At 68.5% G+C, this 20,395-nt stretch carries 21 protein-coding genes; 14 read left to right on the plus strand and 7 right to left on the minus strand.

The window, feature by feature from the left end; translation table 11 throughout:
- Positions 1-53: 53 nt before the first annotated feature.
- The 4 genes from ACFVMC_RS22795 (at position 54) to ACFVMC_RS22810 (ending at position 4,167) form a co-directional block, all read left to right on the plus strand.
- Positions 54-2,246, plus strand: a complete 2,193-nt coding sequence (locus ACFVMC_RS22795; RefSeq protein ID WP_379213189.1) for a hypothetical protein — start codon at positions 54-56, stop codon at positions 2,244-2,246.
- Position 2,247: 1 nt separating this feature from the next.
- Positions 2,248-2,712, plus strand: a complete 465-nt coding sequence (locus ACFVMC_RS22800; protein WP_379213191.1) for a GtrA family protein — start codon at positions 2,248-2,250, stop codon at positions 2,710-2,712.
- 199 nt (positions 2,713-2,911) lie between these two features.
- Complete coding sequence (locus ACFVMC_RS22805; RefSeq protein WP_379213296.1) at positions 2,912-3,436, plus strand: L,D-transpeptidase; 525 nt, start codon at positions 2,912-2,914, stop codon at positions 3,434-3,436.
- A 131-nt stretch (positions 3,437-3,567) separates the two neighbouring features.
- Positions 3,568-4,167 carry a class I SAM-dependent methyltransferase gene (locus ACFVMC_RS22810; RefSeq protein WP_379213192.1) on the plus strand — a complete coding sequence of 200 codons (600 nt, stop codon included), beginning with the start codon at positions 3,568-3,570 and terminating at the stop codon, positions 4,165-4,167.
- Positions 4,168-4,210: 43 nt separating this feature from the next.
- On the opposite strand, the gene rffA is transcribed toward ACFVMC_RS22810, so the two are convergent.
- Entirely contained in the window at positions 4,211-5,353 is a 1,143-nt protein-coding gene (rffA, locus tag ACFVMC_RS22815) for a dTDP-4-amino-4,6-dideoxygalactose transaminase (protein WP_379213194.1), read from the minus strand.
- Positions 5,340-6,416 (minus strand): glycosyltransferase, encoded by a 1,077-nt coding sequence (locus ACFVMC_RS22820; protein ID WP_379213196.1) that lies wholly within the window; start codon positions 6,414-6,416, stop codon positions 5,340-5,342. Before ACFVMC_RS22820 ends, rffA begins: the two co-directional genes overlap by 14 nt.
- 241 nt (positions 6,417-6,657) lie before the next feature.
- Here ACFVMC_RS22820 and ACFVMC_RS22825 point away from each other — a divergent pair, with 241 nt between their 5' ends.
- Both ACFVMC_RS22825 and ACFVMC_RS22830 read left to right on the plus strand, forming a co-directional pair.
- The gene (locus ACFVMC_RS22825; RefSeq protein ID WP_379213298.1) at positions 6,658-8,832 is read left to right on the plus strand and encodes a hypothetical protein; all 2,175 of its coding nucleotides are present in this window, start codon (positions 6,658-6,660) and stop codon (positions 8,830-8,832) included.
- 10 nt (positions 8,833-8,842) lie between these two features.
- A complete protein-coding gene (locus ACFVMC_RS22830; protein ID WP_379213198.1) occupies positions 8,843-9,088 on the plus strand; it encodes a Trm112 family protein in 246 nt (81 codons plus the stop codon).
- Here ACFVMC_RS22830 and ACFVMC_RS22835 read toward each other — a convergent pair.
- From ACFVMC_RS22835 to ACFVMC_RS22855, 5 genes are all read right to left on the minus strand, one after another.
- A complete protein-coding gene (locus tag ACFVMC_RS22835) occupies positions 9,085-9,699 on the minus strand; it encodes a TetR family transcriptional regulator (RefSeq protein WP_379213200.1) in 615 nt (204 codons plus the stop codon). The genes ACFVMC_RS22830 and ACFVMC_RS22835 overlap by 4 nt on opposite strands.
- Positions 9,696-10,472: an ABC transporter permease gene (locus tag ACFVMC_RS22840; protein ID WP_379213202.1), complete on the minus strand. Its 777-nt coding sequence runs from the start codon at positions 10,470-10,472 to the stop codon at positions 9,696-9,698. Before ACFVMC_RS22840 ends, ACFVMC_RS22835 begins: the two co-directional genes overlap by 4 nt.
- Positions 10,469-11,197: an ABC transporter ATP-binding protein gene (locus ACFVMC_RS22845; RefSeq protein WP_379213204.1), complete on the minus strand. Its 729-nt coding sequence runs from the start codon at positions 11,195-11,197 to the stop codon at positions 10,469-10,471. Before ACFVMC_RS22845 ends, ACFVMC_RS22840 begins: the two co-directional genes overlap by 4 nt.
- Before the next feature lie 91 nt (positions 11,198-11,288).
- On the minus strand, positions 11,289-12,809 hold the full coding sequence (locus ACFVMC_RS22850; RefSeq protein WP_379213205.1) for a multicopper oxidase family protein: 1,521 nt from the start codon (positions 12,807-12,809) through the stop codon (positions 11,289-11,291).
- Between the two features lie 65 nt (positions 12,810-12,874).
- Complete coding sequence (locus ACFVMC_RS22855) at positions 12,875-13,348, minus strand: MarR family transcriptional regulator (protein WP_379213207.1); 474 nt, start codon at positions 13,346-13,348, stop codon at positions 12,875-12,877.
- 84 nt (positions 13,349-13,432) lie between these two features.
- Here ACFVMC_RS22855 and ACFVMC_RS22860 point away from each other — a divergent pair, with 84 nt between their 5' ends.
- The 8 genes from ACFVMC_RS22860 to tyrS all read left to right on the plus strand — a co-directional run bounded on the left by ACFVMC_RS22860 (position 13,433) and on the right by tyrS (position 19,999).
- Positions 13,433-14,125 carry an NAD(P)-dependent oxidoreductase gene (locus tag ACFVMC_RS22860; protein WP_379213209.1) on the plus strand — a complete coding sequence of 231 codons (693 nt, stop codon included), beginning with the start codon at positions 13,433-13,435 and terminating at the stop codon, positions 14,123-14,125.
- A gap of 89 nt (positions 14,126-14,214) precedes the next feature.
- A complete protein-coding gene (locus tag ACFVMC_RS22865) occupies positions 14,215-15,390 on the plus strand; it encodes an NAD(P)/FAD-dependent oxidoreductase (RefSeq protein ID WP_379213211.1) in 1,176 nt (391 codons plus the stop codon).
- A 57-nt stretch (positions 15,391-15,447) separates the two neighbouring features.
- On the plus strand, positions 15,448-16,335 hold the full coding sequence (locus ACFVMC_RS22870; protein ID WP_379213213.1) for an RNA polymerase sigma-70 factor: 888 nt from the start codon (positions 15,448-15,450) through the stop codon (positions 16,333-16,335).
- A 2-nt stretch (positions 16,336-16,337) separates the two neighbouring features.
- On the plus strand, positions 16,338-16,598 hold the full coding sequence (locus tag ACFVMC_RS22875; protein ID WP_379213214.1) for a low temperature requirement protein A: 261 nt from the start codon (positions 16,338-16,340) through the stop codon (positions 16,596-16,598).
- A 50-nt stretch (positions 16,599-16,648) separates the two neighbouring features.
- Entirely contained in the window at positions 16,649-17,302 is a 654-nt protein-coding gene (locus tag ACFVMC_RS22880) for a low temperature requirement protein A (RefSeq protein ID WP_379213215.1), read from the plus strand.
- A gap of 22 nt (positions 17,303-17,324) precedes the next feature.
- Positions 17,325-17,933, plus strand: a complete 609-nt coding sequence (locus ACFVMC_RS22885; RefSeq protein ID WP_379213217.1) for a DNA-3-methyladenine glycosylase — start codon at positions 17,325-17,327, stop codon at positions 17,931-17,933.
- A 99-nt stretch (positions 17,934-18,032) separates the two neighbouring features.
- Positions 18,033-18,455 (plus strand): DoxX family protein, encoded by a 423-nt coding sequence (locus tag ACFVMC_RS22890; RefSeq protein ID WP_379213219.1) that lies wholly within the window; start codon positions 18,033-18,035, stop codon positions 18,453-18,455.
- 251 nt (positions 18,456-18,706) lie between these two features.
- Complete coding sequence (gene tyrS / locus ACFVMC_RS22895; RefSeq protein ID WP_379213221.1) at positions 18,707-19,999, plus strand: tyrosine--tRNA ligase; 1,293 nt, start codon at positions 18,707-18,709, stop codon at positions 19,997-19,999.
- The last annotated feature ends 396 nt before the right edge of the window (positions 20,000-20,395 follow it).

Here is a 20,395-nt window from a genome sequence, read left to right on the forward strand (position 1 = left end):
CCGTGTAGGGTCTGGAACTCGTGGTGGACAGTGGAACTCGCGATCCCCGAGCCGTGAACACATGGGCCGGCCTGACCGCGCTCGGCGTCGTGGTGGGCTACCTCGCGGTACTGCTGGCCAACGTCCGGCATTTCTACACCGACGACACCGAATCCCAGTACGCCCCACTGTGGGTGATGCTGGGCCGCCGGTTGCGCGAGGGTGAACTGCCCACCATGGTGCCCGAGCACTGGATGGGCGGTAATTACACCATCGAGGAAGCGGGGCTGCTGAATCCGCCGCAGCTGCTGATCGATCTGCTCGCGCCGTCGGTGCCGAACCTCGCGCTCTACGCCACGCTGGTCAAACTGATCTTCGCGATCATCATGGCGCTGGGCGTGTACCGGGTCTGCCTGGTGTACGGGGCGAAAGCGCCATGGGCGGCGGTCGCGGGCATCTGCATGCCGTTCACCGGCTGGATGCTGTTCTTCGACTCCTCCACCTGGTGGACCGCGCTGACCGGCACCGCCTGGCTGGTGCATGCCTGGGCTTCGGGCGTGCGCTACGCGCGCGGGCGCACCGGGCCGATCCCCACCTTCGTCTTCCTGTACCTGACCATCTCGGTGCAGTACGTCTTTCCGGCGGTCGAGGCCGCGATCATGATCGGCGCGGTCGCGCTCGGGGAGTGGATCTATCAGAAGCGGTGGCTGCCGTCGCTGCGGCTGGCCACCGCGGCGGTGTGCGCGGCGCTGGCCGGGCTGGCCACGTACCTGCCGAGTGCGTTGTCGGCCACATCGACCTGGCGCGGCACCGCCCAGATCAACAACGATCAACTGCTGACCGTGCCGTGGTCGGAATCGCTGAACGCGAGCCTGCCCAGCACGCTGCCCGCCTTCACCTCGTGGTGGGGTTACGTGCAGCCGATGCCGGTGGTCTACATCGCCTGGTTCCTGATTCCGGCACTGGCGTTCGTCGACTGGGGCCGGGCGCGCACGCATGCGCGTGAACTCTGCGCGCCCATCCTGTTCGCGGCGCTGGTGCTGTTCTGGACCGCCGGGCCCGGCACCATCGGCCCGCTGCGCTGGCCCGCGCGGGTCCTGCCGATGGTCGCGCTGGGCCTGCTCGTCCTGGTCTGCGTGCTGCTCGGCCGGTTCGCGACCGCGCGCGACTGGCGTCCGCGCGCCGTGGCCGCCGCACTGCTGGTCGGATTGCTGTGGGTGCGTTCGTATACCGCCGCCCCGAACCAGCTGGGCTGGCATCTGGCCGCCGCGGTCGTGGTGCTGGCGCTGGGCGCGGGCGCGGTCTGGCTCGGCATGAACCGGGGACTGACCGCCGCGGCCGCGCTGATCATGATTTCGGTCGCGCCGATCGCCTGGTGGCAGGTCCAGCATGCCCAGCCCACGCCGCTGGGCTGGAACCTGCCGGAGAAGCGCACCGACATGAAGGCCGCCTTCCCCGAATTCCCGGGCACCACACTGCAACTCGCGGACCGCGCGTTGATCCCCCCGGACGAGCGCACGCTCGCCGGCGCCTACGGGTCGCTGGTATTCGGCAACTACGCCAAGAATCTGGAGAAGACCTACGTCAGCGGCTACACCCCGAACGGGCACTTCTGGTTCGGCGAAACCCTGTGCATGCGCTGGGACACCAGCGTGTGCCCGGATGCCTTCCGGCGTGCCTTCGCGCAAGAGCCGAGCACCGGCAAGACCATCGTCGACCTGATGAACGTCGACCGTGTGGTGCTGCACACCGCGCTCTATCCCGGCGCGCGCGACCAGCCCGCACCGGCCGGGTGGCGCTGGGTCGACTACCCCGGCCACGAGAAGTACATCGCCGTACTCGAGCGCGCCGACGGTCTCATCTCGGTCGAGAACGGTCGCGTGTCCGCGGTTTCCGGCGCCACCGCCACCTCGGAGTTCGAATCCGATACCGAGAGCCGGGTGCGGGTCGACTCCACCAGCGGCGGTCAGGTGGTGTTCGCGCGCCTGGCCTGGCCCGGCTACACCGCCACGCTGAACGGGACCGAGGTTCCGGTCGAGCAGGTCGGGAAAGTCTTTGCCGCCGTACGTATTCCGCCGGGCATCCACGATGGTGAACTGGTGCTGTCCTGGAGTCCGCCCGGCTGGCCGATCGGTGTGGGCGCCGCGGTGTTCGGCCTGCTCGACCTGGCCCTGCTGCAATGGATCTACCTGCGCGGCAAGCGACGAGCCGACAACACACCGGAACCGTCCGAGCGGCCCGAGCCCGAGCCGGTCCCCGCGGGATGATATGAGTAGAGCCGTGCAGACGATCGCGACAGAGCCCGATCCGGGGCCCCTGCTGCGGCTGGTGCGACGCCAGGAGATCGCGTTCGCGATGGTCGGCATGGTCAACACCGGGCTCGGCATGGCCCTGACGGTGATGTGGCTGAAGGTCTTCGGCGATCACGTACCCGCCGCGGCCGCGCCCGCCGCCGCCTACGCGGTCAGTATCGTCATCGCGTTCGTCCTGCATCGCACCCTGGTGTTCCGGGTCCGCGGACACCTGATCCGGGATTTCCTCGCCTTCTGCGGCGTGAATTCCGGTGGACTTCTGATGAATATGCTGCTGCTGCAATTGGCCGTCTCGATCCTGCACCTGCCCGACATTCCGTCCGCGGTCGTGGTCATGGGCCTGGTCGCGATCGCCAGCTTCTTCGGGCACCGGCACATCTCGTTCCGCCGCAAGCCCGTTACCGCACCCGACGCCGCCTGATCGGCCGCCACGCCGTCGGATACAGAACGGTTACGCACTCGCAAGAGGCGTTGACCGTGCAACCTCGTGTCGGTAACCATCGACTTCTCTCGACTGTTTCGTTCAACCACGGCGCAGAGGGGTCGGGTCAGGGGCCCTGAATCGCCACAGACGCCGTTCGCGGTGCGGACGCGGCGGCAAGGCCCAGGAGGTCGGCGTGATGATGAGCAGTATTCGTGTACGAAGAGCATCGGCCGGATATGCCCTGCTAGCGGGCATCGCGGTAGCCGGAATGGGGATGGCGCCGACCGCGGCCGCCGACCCGCTCTGGCCTGGCGGCCCCGATGTCCCGGGCGTACCGGCCCTCATCCCGCCCCCACCGGCGCCACCGGTGTTCGCGCCCTGCACCTCGGCCGGCGCCCGGGTCTGTATGAGCAAATCGATGAACCAGGCCTGGCTGATGGAGGACGGCCGGGTCACCTACGGCCCGACCCCGATCTCGCACGGGCGGCCCGGCTTCGAGACCCCGCCCGGCGTCTTCCGGGTGGCCTTCAAGAAGCCGTTCCACTGGAGCACCATGCACAACGCGCCCATGGAGTGGGCGGTGTTCTTCAACGGCGACATCGCCACTCACATCGGGCCGATCGAGGAACAGTCGCACGGCTGTATCCGGATGGTGCCCGAGGGCGCCGAGGCGCTCTACAACCACGTCAACCCCGGCGACATCATCGAAGTGGTCGAGTAGTCCCGGCACGCCGCGATCCGGTCCGTGCCGCTGCGCGCGGGCCGGATCTCGCTGCGGATCAACCGGATTCACCTGGCATAGTGGTCACCGATGCCGCAGCCGATGATCGATGACCGTCCAGGGGAATTCTCGTGAGTACCAGCCTCATCTACCGCAACAGCACCCTGTACGAGGTGCTGATGCGCGGACTGTACGGCCGGTACTACGCGGCCCGCTATCGCGCGGTGGCCGCCTCGATCCCGGCCGGCGCCAGCGTGGCCGACGTGTGCTGCGGCCCGGCGACGCTGTACACCAGGTACCTGCGCGAGAAGTCCGTCGACTACACCGGCCTGGACCTCAACGACGGGTTCATCGCCGAGCTCACCAAGGCAGGCGGGCGGGGCCTGGTCTGGAACATGAACTCCGATGCCGCGCTGCCCGCGGCCGACTATGTGCTCATGCAGGCCAGCCTCTACCACTTCCTGCCCGACCCGGCCGCCGTGCTGGACCGCATGCTGGCCGCCGCCCGCACCCAGGTGATCGTGGCCGAACCCATCCGCAACCTGGCCACCAGCGACAACCGTCTGCTCGCGGCCGTCGGCCAGCGGTTCACCAACGCGGGCACCGGCACGCAGGCGCACCGGTTCACCGAGAGCACGCTGGACGCGTTCTTCGCCCGCTACGCCGACCGCGTCGTGCGCAGCGAGGTGATCGCGGGCGGCCGGGAGAAGATGTACGTGCTGTCGGCATGAGCGGGCGGCCCTGACCACGTAGGGCCCGCGGGCATGCCGAGCCCTAGACCCGGAACGCGGTGACGGCCTCGACCACGCGCGCGATCTGCGCGTCGGCCAGATCCGGCCACAGCGGCAGCCGCACGACCGTCGAGGAGAATTCGGCGCTGCGCACGCACGGCACCGGGGTGCGGCCGAGCTTGAGCCCGGCCGGGCTGGAATCCAGCGGCACATAGTGGAACGGCGCGACGATGCCGCGCTCGCGCAGATGCGTGATCAGATCGTCGCGGCGGGCCTCGGTCGGCGTGCGCAGGTAGTAGAGGTGCGCGGTGTGCTCGCGGTCGGCGGGCACCGCCATGAGCCGAACCTCGTTGCGGGCGGCCCACTCCGGCAGGGCGGCCGCGTAGGCGTCCCACACCCGGTGCCGTCCGGCCTGGATGGTCTCGAACTCGTCGAGTTGCGCGTCCAGCACCGCCGCGTTCAGTTCGCTGGGCAGATAGCTGGATCCGATGTCCTGCCAGGAGTACTTGTCCACCGCGCCGCGCAGGAACCGGGCCCGGTCGGTGCCCTTCTCTCGGATGATCTCCGCGCGCGCCATCAGGATCTCGTCGGTGAGTAGCAGCGCGCCGCCCTCGCCGCAGTGCACGTTCTTGGTGTCGTGGAAGCTCAGGGTGCCCAGGGTGCCGATGGTGCCGAGCTTGCGGCCCTGCCAGCTGCCGCCGAGCCCGTGCGCGTTGTCCTCCACGATCGCCAGGCCGTGCGCGCCCGCGATCTCGAGCAGACCGGCCATGTCGGCGGCGACGCCGCCGTAGTGGATGACGACCACCGCCTTGGTGCGCGGTGTCACCACGGCGGCGACCGACGCGGGATCCAGATTGCCGGTCGCCGGATCGATATCGGCGAATACGCAGGTGGCCCCGCGCAAGGCCATCGCGGTGGCGGTGGAGGTGAAGGCGAAGCTGGGCACGATCACTTCGTCGTCGGGTCCGAGTTCGAGCAGCAGCCCGGACATTTCGAGCGCGGACGTGCAGGAGGTGGTGAGCAGCGCGTGCGGCGCCGCGGTGATCGCCTTGAGCTTCGCTGTGGCCGCGGCGGTGAACTGGCCGTCACCGTGACTGTGATCGGAGGACAGCACCGTCTCCAGATTGGCCAGCTCCCGGCGCGCGCGGTAGGGGCGGCTGAAGATGACGCGGTCAGTGCTCGACACGATCGGTCCCCCTGCTGGTGACGGTGCTGGACAGGTCCCGCGCCGGGCGCGGTGTCGGCGAATCTACCGTCAGATACAGGGGTTTGCCTACCAGCACGTGCAGCGCGACGCCGAGGTACTCGGCGATCAGGCCGAGTGAGAACAGGATCGCGCCGGAGACCAGCAGCAGCACCACCATGAGCGAGGTCCAGCCCTCGGGTGCCCAGTTGTCCCGGGTGAGCGCCTCGTAGGCGAAGACCGCGGCCAGCGCGACACCGATCAGCGCCAGGGTGACACCGAGCAGGCTGACCACGCGCAGACCGCGGGTTCCGCTGCACAGCACCATCTTCCAGAACAGCGAGAACAGGCGCCGATAGTTGTAGCCGGATTCCTCGCGGCCCTCCGCGCGCAATGCCACCGGCACCTGGGCGACCGTGCCGACCACCCAGGTCAGCGCGACATCCAGGTATACGCCGTTGGAGGCGACCCCGGCGAGCTGGCGGCCGATATCGCCGCGGATCAGCCGGTAGCTTTCGAAGCGGGTGGAATCGGGGAAGGCGAACACGGTGGCCAGCACGATCTTCGCGCCGCGCGAGGTGATGTTGCGCAGGAATCCGTGCGGGCGGGTATTGCTCGGCTTGGAGTAGACCAGGTCCGCGCGCTCGTTCAGGGCCGCGTCCAGGAACGCGCCGATGGCGGCGGGATCGTGCTGGCCGTCCTCGTCCATGGTGACGATCCAGTCGGCCTGCGCGGCCGACATGCCCGCGATGGTCGCGGCGTCCTGACCGTAGTTGCGGCTGAGCCAGATCACCCGGACCTCGGGATAGCTCCGCTCCAGTTCCGCCAGCACCACATCGGAGCGGTCGGGGCCGTGGTCGTGCACCAGCACGATCTCCTCGACGACATACGCGGCCCCGCCGGGGCTGGTGGCGGGTTCGGTCGTCCGGTGCAGTTCGGCGACCAGATCCCCGATGGTGTGCTCGCCCCGGTAGATCGGCACCACCACCGACACCGTGTGCGGCTGGTCCGCGCCCGGGCGGCGGCCATCGCCGTTGGTGGTGGAGCGTGCGGGGGGAAGCGGCATCAGCTGAATCGACTTTCGCTATCGGTGCGTGCCGGTACTCCTGGCCTGACATGTAGAGACCGAGCGGCCGAACTCTAACACGGTGCGAGTTCGGTGCTTTCGGCGCTCACACACCGGTGCACGGTAGGGTACGGGACTCGTGACGGACAGTGCAGTGGCAACGGCAGACCGGATTCCCGAGCCCGAAGCTCTCGAGACCGGCCCGGCTTCCGTCGACCGCTGGGACTTCCTGCGCGGTGCGGTGTTCCGCTGGGGCGCTGTCACCGCGCTCGGCGTGGTCCTCGGCTACCTCGCGGTCCTGCTGGCCAATGCCCGGCATTTCTACACCGACGACACCGAATCCCAGTACACGGGGCTGTGGATCGGGCTCGGCCAGGCTCTGCGTAACGGTGAGTTCCCGGTGCTGGTGCCCGAACGGTGGATGTCGGGCAACAACACCATGGACGACGCCGGCCTGTTCAATCCGCCGCAGCTGCTGATCGACCTGATCGCGCCGTCGGTGGACAATATGGCGCTCTATGCGACGGCGGTGAAGCTGATCTTCTCGATCGTCGCCGCGCTCGGCGTGTACCGGATCTGCCTGGCCTACGGTGCGAAACCGTGGTGGTCGGCGGTGGCCGGGGTGGCGTTCCCGCTGTCGGGGTTCTTCCTGTTCTTCGACCAGGCGAGCTGGATGACGGCGCTGACCGGCACGGCGTGGCTGGTGCACGCCTGGGCTTCGGCGGTGCGCTATGTGCGTGGAACCTCCGGTCCCGTCCCGGTTTTCGTCTTCCTGTATCTGACGATCACCACCCAGTACATTTTCCCGGCCGTCGAGGCCGTGCTCATGCTGGCCGCGGTCGCCGTCGGCGAGACGCTGTACCAGCGCAAATGGGTGAATGTGCCGAAGCTGGTTGCGGTGTCGGGCTGTGCGGGCCTGGCGGGTCTGCTGACCTTCCTGCCCAGCATCCTGTCGGCGAAGGTGACCTGGCGCGGCACCTCGGCGGTGATCAACGACCAGTTCCTGACGATTCCGTGGTCGGAGTCGCTGAACGCCAGCCTGCCCAGCACGCTGCCGGCGTTCACCTCCTGGTGGGGCTACGTGCAGCCGCTGCCGGTCACCTATATCGCGTGGTTCCTGATTCCGGCGCTGGCCTTCGTCGACTGGCGCCGGGCGCGGGAGTCGTGGCGTGAGCTTTCGGCGGTGGCGTTGTTCGCGCTGATGGTGCTGATGTGGAGTGCGGGCCCGGGCACCGTCGGCCCGCTGCGCTGGCCGGTGCGGTTGCTGCCGATGCTGGCGATCGGGCTGCTGGTGCTGGTCTGTGTGCTGGTGTCGCGCTACGGGACGCTGGCGGATCTGCGTTCGCGGGCGATCGCGGCCGCGGTGCTGATCGGGGCGCTGTGGTTGCGCTCGTTCTCGGCGGATCCGCACAATATCGTCCGGCATGTGATCGCCGTGCTCGTGGTGGGCGGGCTGGTGGCGGCCGCGGTGTGGCTGCGGCGGAACCGGGGCGTGGCCGCCGTCTGCGCGCTGAGCATCGCGGCCATGTTCCCGATCGCGTTCTGGCAGGTCGAGGCCGCGCAGCCGACGCCGATGAGCTACAACTTCCCGACCAACCGTTCCGAGGCCAAGGCCGCGTTCCCGGATTTCGGCGGCAACACCATCCAGCTCGCCGAACGCGGACTCGTGCAGCCTGGTGACAAGAGCCTCGAGGGTGCCTACGGGTCGCTGGTGTTCGGCAACTACGCCAAGTCGCTGGATCTCAGCTATGTCAATGGCTACACCCCGACCGGGCACTTCTATTTCGGTGAGCTGCTGTGCATGCGCTGGGATTCCAGTGTCTGTCCCGATGCCTATCGCCGGCTGTTCGCGCCGGAGGAATCCACCGGGCGTCCGTTGGTCGATCTGATGAATCTGGATCGGGTCGTCCTGCAGCGCGCGCTGTTCCCGGACGCGCGTGAGCGGCCCGCGCCCGAGGGCTGGAAGTGGGTCGACTACCCAGGGCACGAGAACTACATCTGGGTGCTCGAACGCGTGAACGGTCCGATCTCCACCGGCAACGGCCGGGTCGCCGATATGAAGGGCGGGCAGGCCACCTCGCTGTCGGAGACCGGTACCACCAGCCGGGTCCGGGTGAACGCGCCCCAGGGCGGGCGCATCGTGTTCGCGCGGCTGGGCTGGCCCGGCTACCGCGCCACCCTCGACGGCCGCACCGTTCCGATCTCGGTCACCGCGAAATCCTTTGTCGCCGTGGATCTTCCGCAGGGAACGAACAGTGCCGAGCTGGTGCTGACCTGGCGTCCGCCGGGCTGGAAGATCGGTGTGCTGTGCGCGGTCGCCGGGCTGGGCGGGCTGGGGCTGCTCCAGTTCATGTATGTGCGTGAGCGTCGCCGCGAAGCCCGGGAGCGTGATCGTGCCGTCGCGGACGTCGGGTAAGTTTTCGGTCATGCCGGAGACCGGGTCTTTTGAACACACCGCTGTGGACGCCACCCTGTTGAGCCTGCTGGCCTGCCCACAGGACAAGGGCCCGCTGCTGCTGGTCCGTGCGGGCGGCGGTGAATCGCTGCTCTACAACCCGCGACTGCGCCGTGCCTACCCGATCGACAATGGCATCCCGGTGCTGCTGATCGATGAGGCCCGCGACGTCACCGACGCCGAGCACACCGCGTTCACCGGCCAGAGCCAGAACTAGCCCGGCTCGACCACGCCGGTCAGATACCGCTGCACCGTCGGCCCCACCGCTGCCACCAATTCCGGTATCGGCATCGAGGCCAGCGGTTCCACTCCGACGATCTTGCGGGCCACCAGCGCCCCGATCATCTGCGAGGCGACCAGCGCGATCCGCTTGCGCCCGTCGTCGGCGGGTGTCGCGATCCGCAGCCGCACCCGTTCCAGCACCACCTCCAGCAGGAAGGTGCGCGCCAATTCCGGATCGTTGCCGCCCAGCAGGGTGCGCACGGCCGCGATCAGGCCGGGCCCCGCCGGGGAATCCCACACCGTGGCCACCGCGCGCAGCAGTGTCGGCCCGAGCTCGTCGAGCGGTGCCGCGTCGATCAACTTCAGCGTCGCCTCGGGGTCGACCGGCAGGTCGACCACCGCGGCGAACAGCTGCTGTTTGGTCCCGAAATAGTGGTGCACCAGCGCCGGGTCCACCCCGGCGGCCGCGGCCACCCCCCGGATCGAGGTCTTGTCGAATCCGGCCTCGGAGAATCGCGTCCGCGCCGCGTCCAGAATCGCCTGGCGCGCACCGGATTGCCCGGGGCGTCTGCCCGAGCGCCCGGTGCCGTTCGCTTTCGCTGTCACGGAGTGCGCCGCCGCAGGGTGGCCGCGCCCAGGCACAGCGCGACGACGGCGAATCCGGTCACCACCGCCAGGTCACGCCACATCTGCCCGGTCGCTTCCGGATTCCGGGCCACCTCCTGGAGCGCGTCGACGGCGTAGCTCAGCGGCATCAGATCGCTGATCGGCTGCAACCAGCCGGGGAGCTGATCGCGCGAGACCAGCAACCCGCACAGGAAGATCTGCGGTGCGACCACCACCGGCATGAACTGCACGGCCTGGAACTCGGTGCGCGCGAACGCGCTGGCGAGCAGCCCGAGCGCGACACCGCACACCGCGTCGATCATCGCGATCAGTACGACCCAGCCGGGATTGCCTGCCGCGTCCAGCCCGAGCAGCCCGAACGACACCAGACATGCCACCCCGGCCTGCGCGGCGGCGGCCAGCGAGAACGCGGTGCCGTATCCGGCCAGCAGATCGAGTTTGGACAGCGGCGTGGTGAGCAGGCGTTCGAGTGTGCCGGAGGTGCGTTCACGCTGCATGGCGATCGCCGTGATCAGGAACATCACGATGAACGGCAGGATGCCGAGCATGCTGATGCCGACCCTGTCGAACAGGGTGGGTCCGTGCGGTGGGTGCGGTGCTTCCTCGTAGATGAAATACAGCAGCGTCATCAGTAGGGCCGGGACCACGAGAATCATGGCGACGGTGCGGTGGTCGTTGCGCAACTGGCGCAGGATGCGTTCGGTGGTCGCGAGATACGGCCGCAGGGTGGGCCGCGTGCGGGTGGCGGTCATGCGGGGGATCCCATCGTGATGAGGGTGAGGAAGGCGCGTTCCAGGTTCTGTTCGCCGGTGCGTTCGCGCAGTTCGGCGGGCGTCGATTCGGACAGTACGTGTCCGTCGCGCATGAGCAGTAGCCGGTCGCAGTGGTCGGCTTCGTCCATCACGTGACTCGAGACGAGCAGGGTCGTTCCGCCCGCGGCCAATTCGCGGAACTGCTGCCACAGGTCCACGCGCAGCACCGGATCCAGGCCGACGGTGGGTTCGTCGAGGATGAGCAGCTCGGGCCGCGCGACCAGCGCGCAGGCCAGGGAGGCGCGGGTCTTCTGACCGCCGGAGAGTTCGTCGCCACGCTGGCGGGCGTGTTCGGAGAGCCCGACCGCGGCGAGCGCGGCGTCCACGGCCGCCCGGTCACGGCCGTAGAGCGCGGCGAAGTAGGCGATGTTCTCCCGGACGCTGATATCGGGGTAAATGCTGGGCGACTGGGTCACGTACCCGATCCGGCGGCGCAGTTCCGGTGACCCGGCGGGCAGCTCGAGCGCCCGGACCGTGCCGGATTCGATGATCTGAGTGCCGACGACGGCCCGCATGAGCGTGGTCTTGCCGCAGCCGGATGGGCCGAGCAGCCCGGTGATCGATCCGCGCGGCACGGTCAGCGAAATAGTGTGCAGCACTTCGTGTTTGCCGCGGCGGACGGTCAGGTCGCGCACCTGGACGGCGGGTTCGGAGGGGTTGGGCATGGTCGCCTCGATTCCTCGGAGCGCTCAATTCATCGAGCGTTGAATTCACTGTGTGATGAATTTAGCGCGCCGAGGAACCCGGCGCAAGGGATCAGTGCTCGTGCTTCGGCGCCGTTCCGGCGCTCTGACCTGGTTCGACGATCACGAATTGGCCCATCATGCCCTGGTCCTCGTGCCAGAGCAGATGACAGTGATACATGTACGGCGTGTCCGGATCGGCGGGGCCGTCGAAGCGCACCGCCACCCGCACCGTGCTGTTCGGCCCGACGAACACCGTGTCCTTGGCGCCGGCCAGCGGTGGCGGTGGCGGCGCGTCGTTCACCGAGACCACCCGGAAGCGCACATCGTGGATATGGAAGTTGTGCGGCACGCCGTCGACATTGCGCAGCACCCAGGTCTCGGTTTCTCCGCGGGTGAGCGTCAGATCGATCCGGTCCATCGCCATCGGCACATTGTTGATCCCGCCCATACTCAGGTCGAAGGGGCGCTCGCGCACCGAATCCGCGCCGTCGGGCAGTTCCGGTGCGACAAGCGCCGCCGGAAGTTCGGGGGAGGGGCGCAGGGCGGCCGCCGCGCGCAGTTCGAGAATGTCGAAGCGGTCGTCGCCGCCGGAGAAGCGCTGTTGCCAGAAGTCGAGTCCGGCGTCGAGTGGGTTGCCGCGCAAGACCGTTCGCTCGCCCGGCCGCATCCGCACCACGATCTCGGCGCGCTCGCCGGGTGAGAGTTGCAGGCGATCCAGCATGCTCGGCCGTTCGACCAGGCCGCCGTCGGTCCCGATCAGCGCGAAGGAGCGGTTGTCGTCGAGGCCGAAGTTGTAGATCCGCGCGGTGGAGGCGTTGAGCAGGCGCAGCCGGACCAGTTCGTCGCCGACTTCGCGATAGGGCGTGAGGGTGCCGTTGACCAGAATCTGCTCACCGAGGAACCCGGCGTTGCGAAATATCTTGTGCGAGTTGTCCAGACGGGAGCCGTCGAACTTCACGTCCTGCACGATCACCGGAAGGTCGTCGACGCCGTAGGTGCTCGGCAGCGCGAGGGAATCGGCGATGTCGTCGTCCAGCAGGAACATGCCCGCGAGTCCGCGCCGCACATGCTGTTCGGTCTTGCCGTGCGGGTGTGGGTGGTACCAGAGGGTCGCGGCGGGCTGATCCACGGTCCAGTGCGGCGCCCAGTCCGCGCCCGCGTCGACCATCTGATGCGGGCCGCCGTCCATCGCCGCGGGCAGGTGCATGCCGTGCCAGTGCACGGTCGAGGCCTCTGGCAGTCGATTGCGCACCCGCACCTCGACCCGCTCGCCGCGGCGCGCCCGCAGTGTCGGCCCCAGATAGTCGCCGTTGAATCCCCAGGTCTCGGTGGGCTGCCCGGGGCGGAATTCCTTTCGCCCGGACTGCATTTCGAGGTCGAAGACGCGAGTGCCGTCGGGGCCGAGGCTGCCCTCGGCCAGCGGCGGGATCGCCAGTTCGTTGCGGAAATCCGTGCCGACCGTCGACAGCGCCGCGCCGGTGTAGACCCAGGTGACGCAGCCGCCGACCGTCGCGGGCACCAGCACGACGAGTGCGACAAGACTCAACAACAGTCGCCGCAACCAGCGCGGCCGAGAGGAAACCGAAGACATTCTCCGACGGTAGGAATTCGGGCCCGCTCCCGGCATCCGGGAGCCGCCCCATATCGTCCCTGGTTCTACCCCTGAGCCAGTTCGGCGGCGGCGTCGTGCCCGGCGCTGGCCGCGCGGCGCATGAACTCGGTGATCAGCGCGAGTTCGTCGTCGGTGTACTGCTCGAACAGCGCGTCCATGCGGGTTCGCATCCCGGACAGGACGCGGGTCAGTTCGGGGGTGCGGTCGCCGACGGCGCGCACCGCGACCGCGCGTCGATCGGCTGCCTCGGGGTCGCGTTCCCGGATGATCCACCCGCCGCGCTGGAGGCGATCGAGGACACCGGTCATGGTGGCCGGGTGCAGGCCCGCCAGCTTGGCGAGCGCGCCGGGGCTCAGCGGCCCGTTCCGGTTGATCAGGTCCAGGCAGTTCCAGTCGGTGTCCTTGATCGTGAGCGCGCTGCCCAGTTGCCGATTGAGCAGGGCCAGCTGGGTGTTGAGCTCGCGCAGGGCGGTTTGCGCGGCTTCGCTGCTCCACCGCCGATTATTTACGTCATCCATATATTACGACTTTCAAATTAGATGATATGGTTCTCATATGATACGGCGCTCGGACGGAACGGCGTCGCAACCCAGGAGGAACCCATGCGCATCATCGTGTTCGGAGCCAACGGACCCACCGGCCGCCTGCTCGTCGGCCAAGCCCTCGCGGCGGGCCACGACGTCGTCGCCGTCACCCGCAGGCCCGCCGACTTCCCGCTTCGGCACGCCCAGCTGACCGTGTTCGAAGGCGATGTGCTGCAACCGGATTCGGTCGACACCGCGATCGCGGGCGCGGACGCGGTGCTGTCGGCGCTCGGTGTGCCGTTCGGCAAGGGGGAGATAAGCACCTACTCCGCCGGCGCGGCGCATATCGTGGCCGCCATGCGCCGCCACGAGGTGCGGCGCGTGGCCGTCGTGTCCTCCAGCGCGGTCGAACCGCACGCGTACTCTGACGGCGGATTCCTGTTCAACCGGGTCTTGCAGCCGTATGTGGCCCGAGTGCTCGGCAGAACCCTCTACGACGACATGCGCCGGATGGAAGCCCTGATCACCGCCACCGAGCTGGATTGGACCGTGGTGCGCCCGAGCGGGCTCTACGACCTGCCGGCCGTCACCGACTACACGGTGGTCGCCGGGCACGCCGATCACCGCTTCACCGCGCGAGTCGACCTGGCGGCCGCCCTGCTGCGTCTCGCCGAGCAGGGGAGCTTCGTGCGCGAGGTCGTCGGGGTGGTCACCACGACCGACAATCCGAGCATGATGCAGCTGCTGCGCCAGGAGGCGTTCGGCAAGTGAGGCGGGTCACATAGCGGGGTTGTCACGTTCGCGCGCGGTCGCCTGTCCCATGGTCGTCATCCATCGCGACACCGTCGGGAGCAACCACCATGAGCACCAACAACACCCACCGCATCGTCGTCCTGGGCGCCGGCTACGCCGGAATGCTGACCGCCGTGCGGCTGGCCTACCGCACCCGCAAGCTGAACACCCACATCACCCTGGTCAACCCCTCGGCCCGGTTCACCGAGCGGCTGCGCATGCATCAGATCGCGGCGGGCCAGGAACTGGCCGACCACAACATTCCGGCGATCCTCGACGGCTCCGGCGTCGATTTCGTCCAGGGCTGGGCCACCGCCGTCGACCCGGCCGAACAGACTGTCCAGGTCGACGGCGAGGCGATCCTGCGCTACGACGAACTGGTCTACGCACTGGGCAGTCGCACCGACACCAGCCTCGTCCCCGGCGTCGCCGAACACGCGTGGACACTCGACGATCCCCGCCGGGCCCACCGGATCTCCCAGCAGCTGACGGCGATCGGCCGCGGCTCGGTGGTGGTCTGCGGTGGCGGACTCACCGGTATCGAGGCTGCGACCGAAATCGCCGAGCAGCACCCGGATCTCACCGTCACCTTGATCAGCACCGGCGAACCCGGCGCCATGATGGGGGACAGGGCGCGCGCCCACCTGACCAAAGCGCTGGACCGGCTCGGCATCATCCGCCGGATCGGCCGCAAGGTGGTCAAGGTGCTGCCCGACGCGGTGGAACTCGAAGGCGGCGAGATGATCTCGGCCGACCTGGCACTGTGGACCACGGGCGTGCGGGTCTCGCCCCTGGCGGCCGAGGCGGGCATCGAAACCGACGCGCACGGTCTGATCGTGGTCGACCCGACCCTGCGGTCGGTCTCGCACCCGAACATCCACGCCGTGGGTGATGCCGCCGCGGTTCGTCAGGCCTGGGGGCAGATTCACGGCACCTGCCAGTCGGGTATCCCCACCGCTGCCTACACGGCCGACACCATCGCGCGCCGGCTGCGTGGAAAGCCGGTGCGGCCCTTCCGGTTCGGCTACTTCCACCAGCCGGTCAGCTTGGGCCGCAAGGACGCGGTCATCCAGTTCACCAAGGCCGACGACACTCCCGGCCGCTACTACCTGACCGGGCGCGCGGCCATCGCCTACAAGGCGAGCGTCAGCAACTCGCCGCCGATCACCTTCAAGCTGAGCAAGCGGATGCTCGTTCTGGTCCAGTTGTCCAAAGGCGGCCGGGCGACCCGTGCCGCCGCGTGAGAATCATCGGGTGACCCGCCGGATCGCCCGATGACCACAATCAGGAGTACGAGTGCCATGACCGCCCCGTCCCCGGCCGACCCGTTCCTCGAACACCGCCGGCTGCTGTTCGCCACCGCGTACCGGATGCTCGGCACCGTCACCGACGCCGAGGACGTCCTCCAGGACACCTGGCTCAAATGGCACACCATCGACGCGTCGACCGTGCAGCACCCCAAGTCGTATCTGGTGCGCACGGTCACCAATCTGTCGCTGAACCGGCTCACCTCCGCCCGGGCCACCCGCGAAACCTATGTCGGCCCATGGCTACCCGAGCCGCTGCTGACCACACCGAACATTGCCGAGGAGACGGAAATGGCCGACACGGTCTCCACCGCGATGCTGGTGGTCCTGGAAACCTTGAGCCCGGTCGAACGGGCGGTCTTCGTGCTGCGCGAGGTGTTCGGCTACACGCACGCCGAAATCGCCGACACCCTGGACAAATCCGAGGCGACCGTGCGCCAGATCGCGCACCGGGCCCGCGCGCACGTGCAATCCCGACGTCCCCGCTTCGACACCGACACGGCCGAACGCGCACAAGTCACCGAGCAATTCATGGCCGCTTGCGCGGGCGGTGACCTCAATGCGCTGATGGGGCTGCTCGCACCCGAGGTCACCTCGTGGTCCGACGGCGGCGGCGTGGTCACCGCGGCACGGCGCCCGCTCCACGGCCCCGACCACGTCGCGCGCTGGGTGCTCGGCGTGCTGGCCAAGCCGACGGTCGCGGGCATCGAGCTCACCCCCGCGCACATCAACGGCGAACTCGGCGCGCTCGCACACATCGGCGGCCGGCCGGTCGCCGCGTTCACCTACGACCTCGTCGACGGCCGCATCCAGAACCTGCGATTCCAGGTCAACCCGCACAAGCTGAAGGGGCTTGCCATCGAGCCCGGCAGCCTCGGATGATCGTGCGGCGCACCGGACTCGCGCCTACCGCCCGCGCAGCGTCCTCCCGTACCCGACGGTCGCTGCTGCTGGTCGGCATGTTCGGATTCTTCGTGCTCGCACTGGCCATCCCCGACGCGTTCCACGGCACTGGCGTGGTGTTCGGTCTCGGCTACGCCCTGGTCACCGTGATCCACGGCGCCCTGTTCGCCTCCAGCGGCGGCCAGTCGGCGATCATCGCGATCAAGCGGATCGCGCCGTTCAACGCGATCGCCGCGCACTGATCCTGGTCGGCGGCTGCCTGCACGGCTGGCCCCAATACCTGTGCTGGACCTTGGGTTTCGCATGCCAGGTGCTGAGCCCGTATCTCATCGACACCAGCAACTTCGAAGTCCGGGCCAAACATTTCAGTGAACGGCACGGCCTGGTCATCATCGTCGCGATCGGCGAATCGATCGTCTCCATCGGCGTCGGCCTGACCGGGAGCGAACTCACCCTCGGCCTGATCGCCAATGTCGCGGTCGGCCTGGCGCTGGCCTATGTGCTGTGGTGGGCCTACTTCGGCATCGACGACGAGCGCGGCGAACACGCGCTCACCGCGATACCGCCCCGGGAGCGATCCCGGCCCGCCGTGCTCGCCTACGGCTACTCGCTGTATCCGATGCTGCTCGGCGTCACCCTGGCCGCTGCGGGCATCCAGATGAGCATCGCGCACGGAAACGAACGGGCCGGTCTGGCCGCCGCGTCGGCGCTGTCCGTGGGCGTCGCACTCTATTTCGCCGGGCAGTGGGGGTTCCGGCTGTCACTCGGGCTGCCCCGGCCGTGGACCAGGCTGATCTCGGCGGCCGTGGTCTGCGCGACCATTCCGATCGGCGTCTACTGGGTGGCCTGGGCGCAGCTGGCCGCCGTGGTCGCCGTCGCCTATGCCGCCGTGATCGTCGATGACGTGGTCACCTTGCGGACCGGCCACCACAGTTCGTACGTGTGAGGGTCCGTAACAATGGGGAACCGTGCCCGCCGATGAACTGGTAGTAGAACCACCGCTCGCCGCCCGCCGATTGCTCGGCGCGACACTGTGGTCGGGGCCGGTGGCCGTGCGCATCGTGGAGGTCGAGGCCTACGGCGGCGACCCGGCGGGCCCCTGGCCGGACACCGCCTCACATTCCGGGCGCGGGCGCACCACCCGCAATGCGGTGATGTTCGGTCCGGCCGGGGTGCTGTATGTCTACCTCAGCTACGGCATGCACCGGTGTGTGAACGTCACCAGCGGCCCGGACGGGACGGCCAGCGCGGTGCTGCTGCGCTCCGCGGAGGTGATCGCGGGACTGGAACAGGTGCGCGCCCGGCGGCCCACGGCGCGCACCGACGCCGACTTGGCCCGGGGCCCGGGCAATCTCGGCAGTGCGCTCGGAATCACCCTGGCCGACTATGGAACTCCGCTGTTCGATCCGCGGTCCGCGATCCGGCTGGAACTCGGCGGCGCGCTGCCGGCGGAGGCGATCGCCAGCGGTCCGCGGGTGGGCGTGAGTACCGCCGCCGATATCGCCTGGCGCTTCTGGATTCCGTCCTCACCAGCGGTTTCGGCCTATCGCCGCAGTCCGCGCGCGGAGCCGTTCTGAAAAGTTTCGGTGGGTGCGATGAATTCCGCAGTGGTGCTCCGTCCTATCTGGTGAACGCGCTACCAACCCGGCGCGCACGACCCGAAGGAATGCAGCGACATGACCACCAACACCGCCCCCGCCGCCCACTACAACCCCGGCACCATCCGCAACCGCGTCCTGTGGACGTCGCAGATCGTGCTCGGTCTGTTCTTCATCATCGCCTCCGGTGGGCCGAAACTGGTGATCCCGCACCTGCTCATGGACAACGCCCCGGCGAATCTGACCATCCCGATGGCGCTGCTGATCTTCATCGGCGTCGTCGAGGTCGCGGGTGGCATCGGCCTGATGGTGCCGCGAGTGAGCGCCCTGGCCGCCGCGGGGCTGAGCGTGCTGACCATCCTCGCCGCCGCCACCCAGGCGTTCATCGCCGACGCGCCGAACATGTCGATCTTCCCGCTGGCGCTGGCCGCGATCTTCGCCTGGATCGCCTACGAGCGCCGCTCCACCATCGCCGACCTGCGCAGCGCACTGCGGCGATGACCCACTCCTGAGCACGACCCGGCGATCGGAAGTCACCGATTGCCGCGTCGTGCTTTTCGGCGATCGATCACTTGTCGGGTTGGCGGTGATCGATCCGATGGCCATCTGGTCGGCGGATGCCCCGGGCGCCGTACCAGGTGGCCATCACCATGTCCGCGGTAAATCGGTGGCCCGGCGGTGTGCGCCTGCCGCACAATTCCGGCCGAGACCTGCGCATCGGCGCAGGACGGGGATACGGAAAGATACGAGGCGTGAGCGAACGAAGCGGCGACATCATCGATGAACTGACCTGGCGTGGACTGATCGCGCAGTCCACCGACCTGGACGCTCTGCGCGCGGCGCTGGCGGCCGGTCGGCTCACCCTCTATGCCGGTTTCGATCCCACCGCCGCCAGCCTGCACGCCGGACACCTGGTTCCGTTGCTCGCCCTCAAGCGTTTCCAGCGCGCCGGGCACCGGCCGATCGTGCTGGCCGGTGGCGCCACCGGACTCATCGGCGACCCCCGCGATGTCGGCGAGCGCACCATGAACTCCACCGATACCGTCGCCGACTGGGCCGGGCGGATCCGGTCGCAGCTGGAGCGGTTCGTCGACCTCGACGAGTCCGATACCGGCGCGATCATCGTCGACAACATGGACTGGACCGGTCCGCTGTCGACGGTCGACTTCCTGCGCGATGTGGGCAAGCACTTCTCGGTGAACGTCATGCTGGCGCGCGACACCGTCAAACGCCGGCTCGAGGGTGACGGCATCTCCTACACCGAGTTCAGCTACATGCTCCTGCAAGCCAACGACTACCTCCAGCTGCGCCGCCAGCACGGCTGCACCTTGCAGGTCGGCGGCTCGGATCAGTGGGGCAACATCATCGCCGGCGTGGAACTGAACCGGCGCGTGGACGGTGCCTCGGTGCACGCGCTGACCGTGCCGCTGGTCACCTCATCGGACGGCAAGAAGTTCGGCAAGTCCACCGGCGGCGGCAGCCTGTGGCTCGACCCGGAGATGACCAGCCCGTACGCCTGGTACCAGTACTTCGTGAACACCGCGGACGCCGATGTCGTCCGGTACCTGCGCTGGTTCACCTTCCTGTCGCGGGAGGAGCTGGCGGAGCTGGAGCAGGCGACCGCGGAGCGCCCGCACGCGCGGGAGGCGCAGCGCCGGTTGGCCGCCGAGATGACCACGCTGGTGCATGGTGCGGCGAATACGGAGGCCGTGCAGTTGGCGAGCCAAGCGCTGTTCGGGCGCGGTGAGCTGCGCGAGCTGGACGAGCCGACGCTCGGGGCGGCGCTGCGTGAGGCCGCCGCCGACGGCGTGGTCGCGGAGGTGAAGCCGGCCGAGACGATCGTCGATCTGCTGGTGGCGAGCGGTCTGGCCGAGAGTCGCGGCGCGGCGCGGCGCGCGGTGAACGAGGGCGGCGCGTACGTGAACAACGAGAAGGTCTCGGACCTCGAGTGGACGCCCGAGGACAGCGACTACCTGCACGGACAGTGGCTGGTGCTGCGCCGGGGCAAGAAGAACCTGGCCGGCGCCCGGCGCGCGGGAGCCTGATCGTGTCGTGGCTTGGGTCACATATCGGTGGCCCAAGCCCGGTTCCGAGCGGTCTGCGGTAGGTCTGACCAGCGGAATTACACGCTTGTAGTGCCGATTTGACCTTGTGTTCCGCACCGCGTAACTTATGTCGAGTCAGAGCGACACGGACACCGACCCGGAGCCTAGCGGCCTGGGAAACGAGGTAGGACGGGGAGCGCCTGACATGCCAGATTGCACGACCCAGCAGAGATTTGACACTGTGGGGTGCGTGCTTTAGGCTGGAACAGTTGCCTCGCGGAAGTCCCGGTTGATAGCCGGTGCGGATGTGTGTGCGTGTGTTCTTTGAGAACTCAATAGTGTGTCGATGAATGTCAGTGCCAATATATTATTGGTTCCGATTCCTCATACCCCCCG

It is taken from the genome of Nocardia sp. NPDC127579, from assembly GCF_042672005.1.
In the GTDB taxonomy this organism is placed as follows: domain Bacteria; phylum Actinomycetota; class Actinomycetes; order Mycobacteriales; family Mycobacteriaceae; genus Nocardia.

Bases quoted from the DNA above. Each gene is read 5' to 3' on its own strand.
- ACFVMC_RS22865 (WP_379213211.1), top strand. From the start codon at position 14,215: ATGAGCACCAACAACACCCACCGCATCGTCGTCCTGGGCGCCGGCTAC.
- ACFVMC_RS22830 (WP_379213198.1), top strand. From the start codon at position 8,843: ATGCCGGAGACCGGGTCTTTTGAACACACCGCTGTGGACGCCACCCTG.
- ACFVMC_RS22855 (WP_379213207.1), bottom strand. From the start codon at position 13,348: ATGGATGACGTAAATAATCGGCGGTGGAGCAGCGAAGCCGCGCAAACC.
- ACFVMC_RS22870 (WP_379213213.1), top strand. From the start codon at position 15,448: ATGACCGCCCCGTCCCCGGCCGACCCGTTCCTCGAACACCGCCGGCTG.
- ACFVMC_RS22805 (WP_379213296.1), top strand. From the start codon at position 2,912: ATGATGAGCAGTATTCGTGTACGAAGAGCATCGGCCGGATATGCCCTG.
- ACFVMC_RS22860 (WP_379213209.1), top strand. From the start codon at position 13,433: ATGCGCATCATCGTGTTCGGAGCCAACGGACCCACCGGCCGCCTGCTC.
- ACFVMC_RS22890 (WP_379213219.1), top strand. From the start codon at position 18,033: ATGACCACCAACACCGCCCCCGCCGCCCACTACAACCCCGGCACCATC.
- ACFVMC_RS22800 (WP_379213191.1), top strand. From the start codon at position 2,248: ATGAGTAGAGCCGTGCAGACGATCGCGACAGAGCCCGATCCGGGGCCC.
- ACFVMC_RS22820 (WP_379213196.1), bottom strand. From the start codon at position 6,416: ATGCCGCTTCCCCCCGCACGCTCCACCACCAACGGCGATGGCCGCCGC.
- ACFVMC_RS22845 (WP_379213204.1), bottom strand. From the start codon at position 11,197: ATGCCCAACCCCTCCGAACCCGCCGTCCAGGTGCGCGACCTGACCGTC.
- ACFVMC_RS22840 (WP_379213202.1), bottom strand. From the start codon at position 10,472: ATGACCGCCACCCGCACGCGGCCCACCCTGCGGCCGTATCTCGCGACC.
- ACFVMC_RS22850 (WP_379213205.1), bottom strand. From the start codon at position 12,809: ATGTCTTCGGTTTCCTCTCGGCCGCGCTGGTTGCGGCGACTGTTGTTG.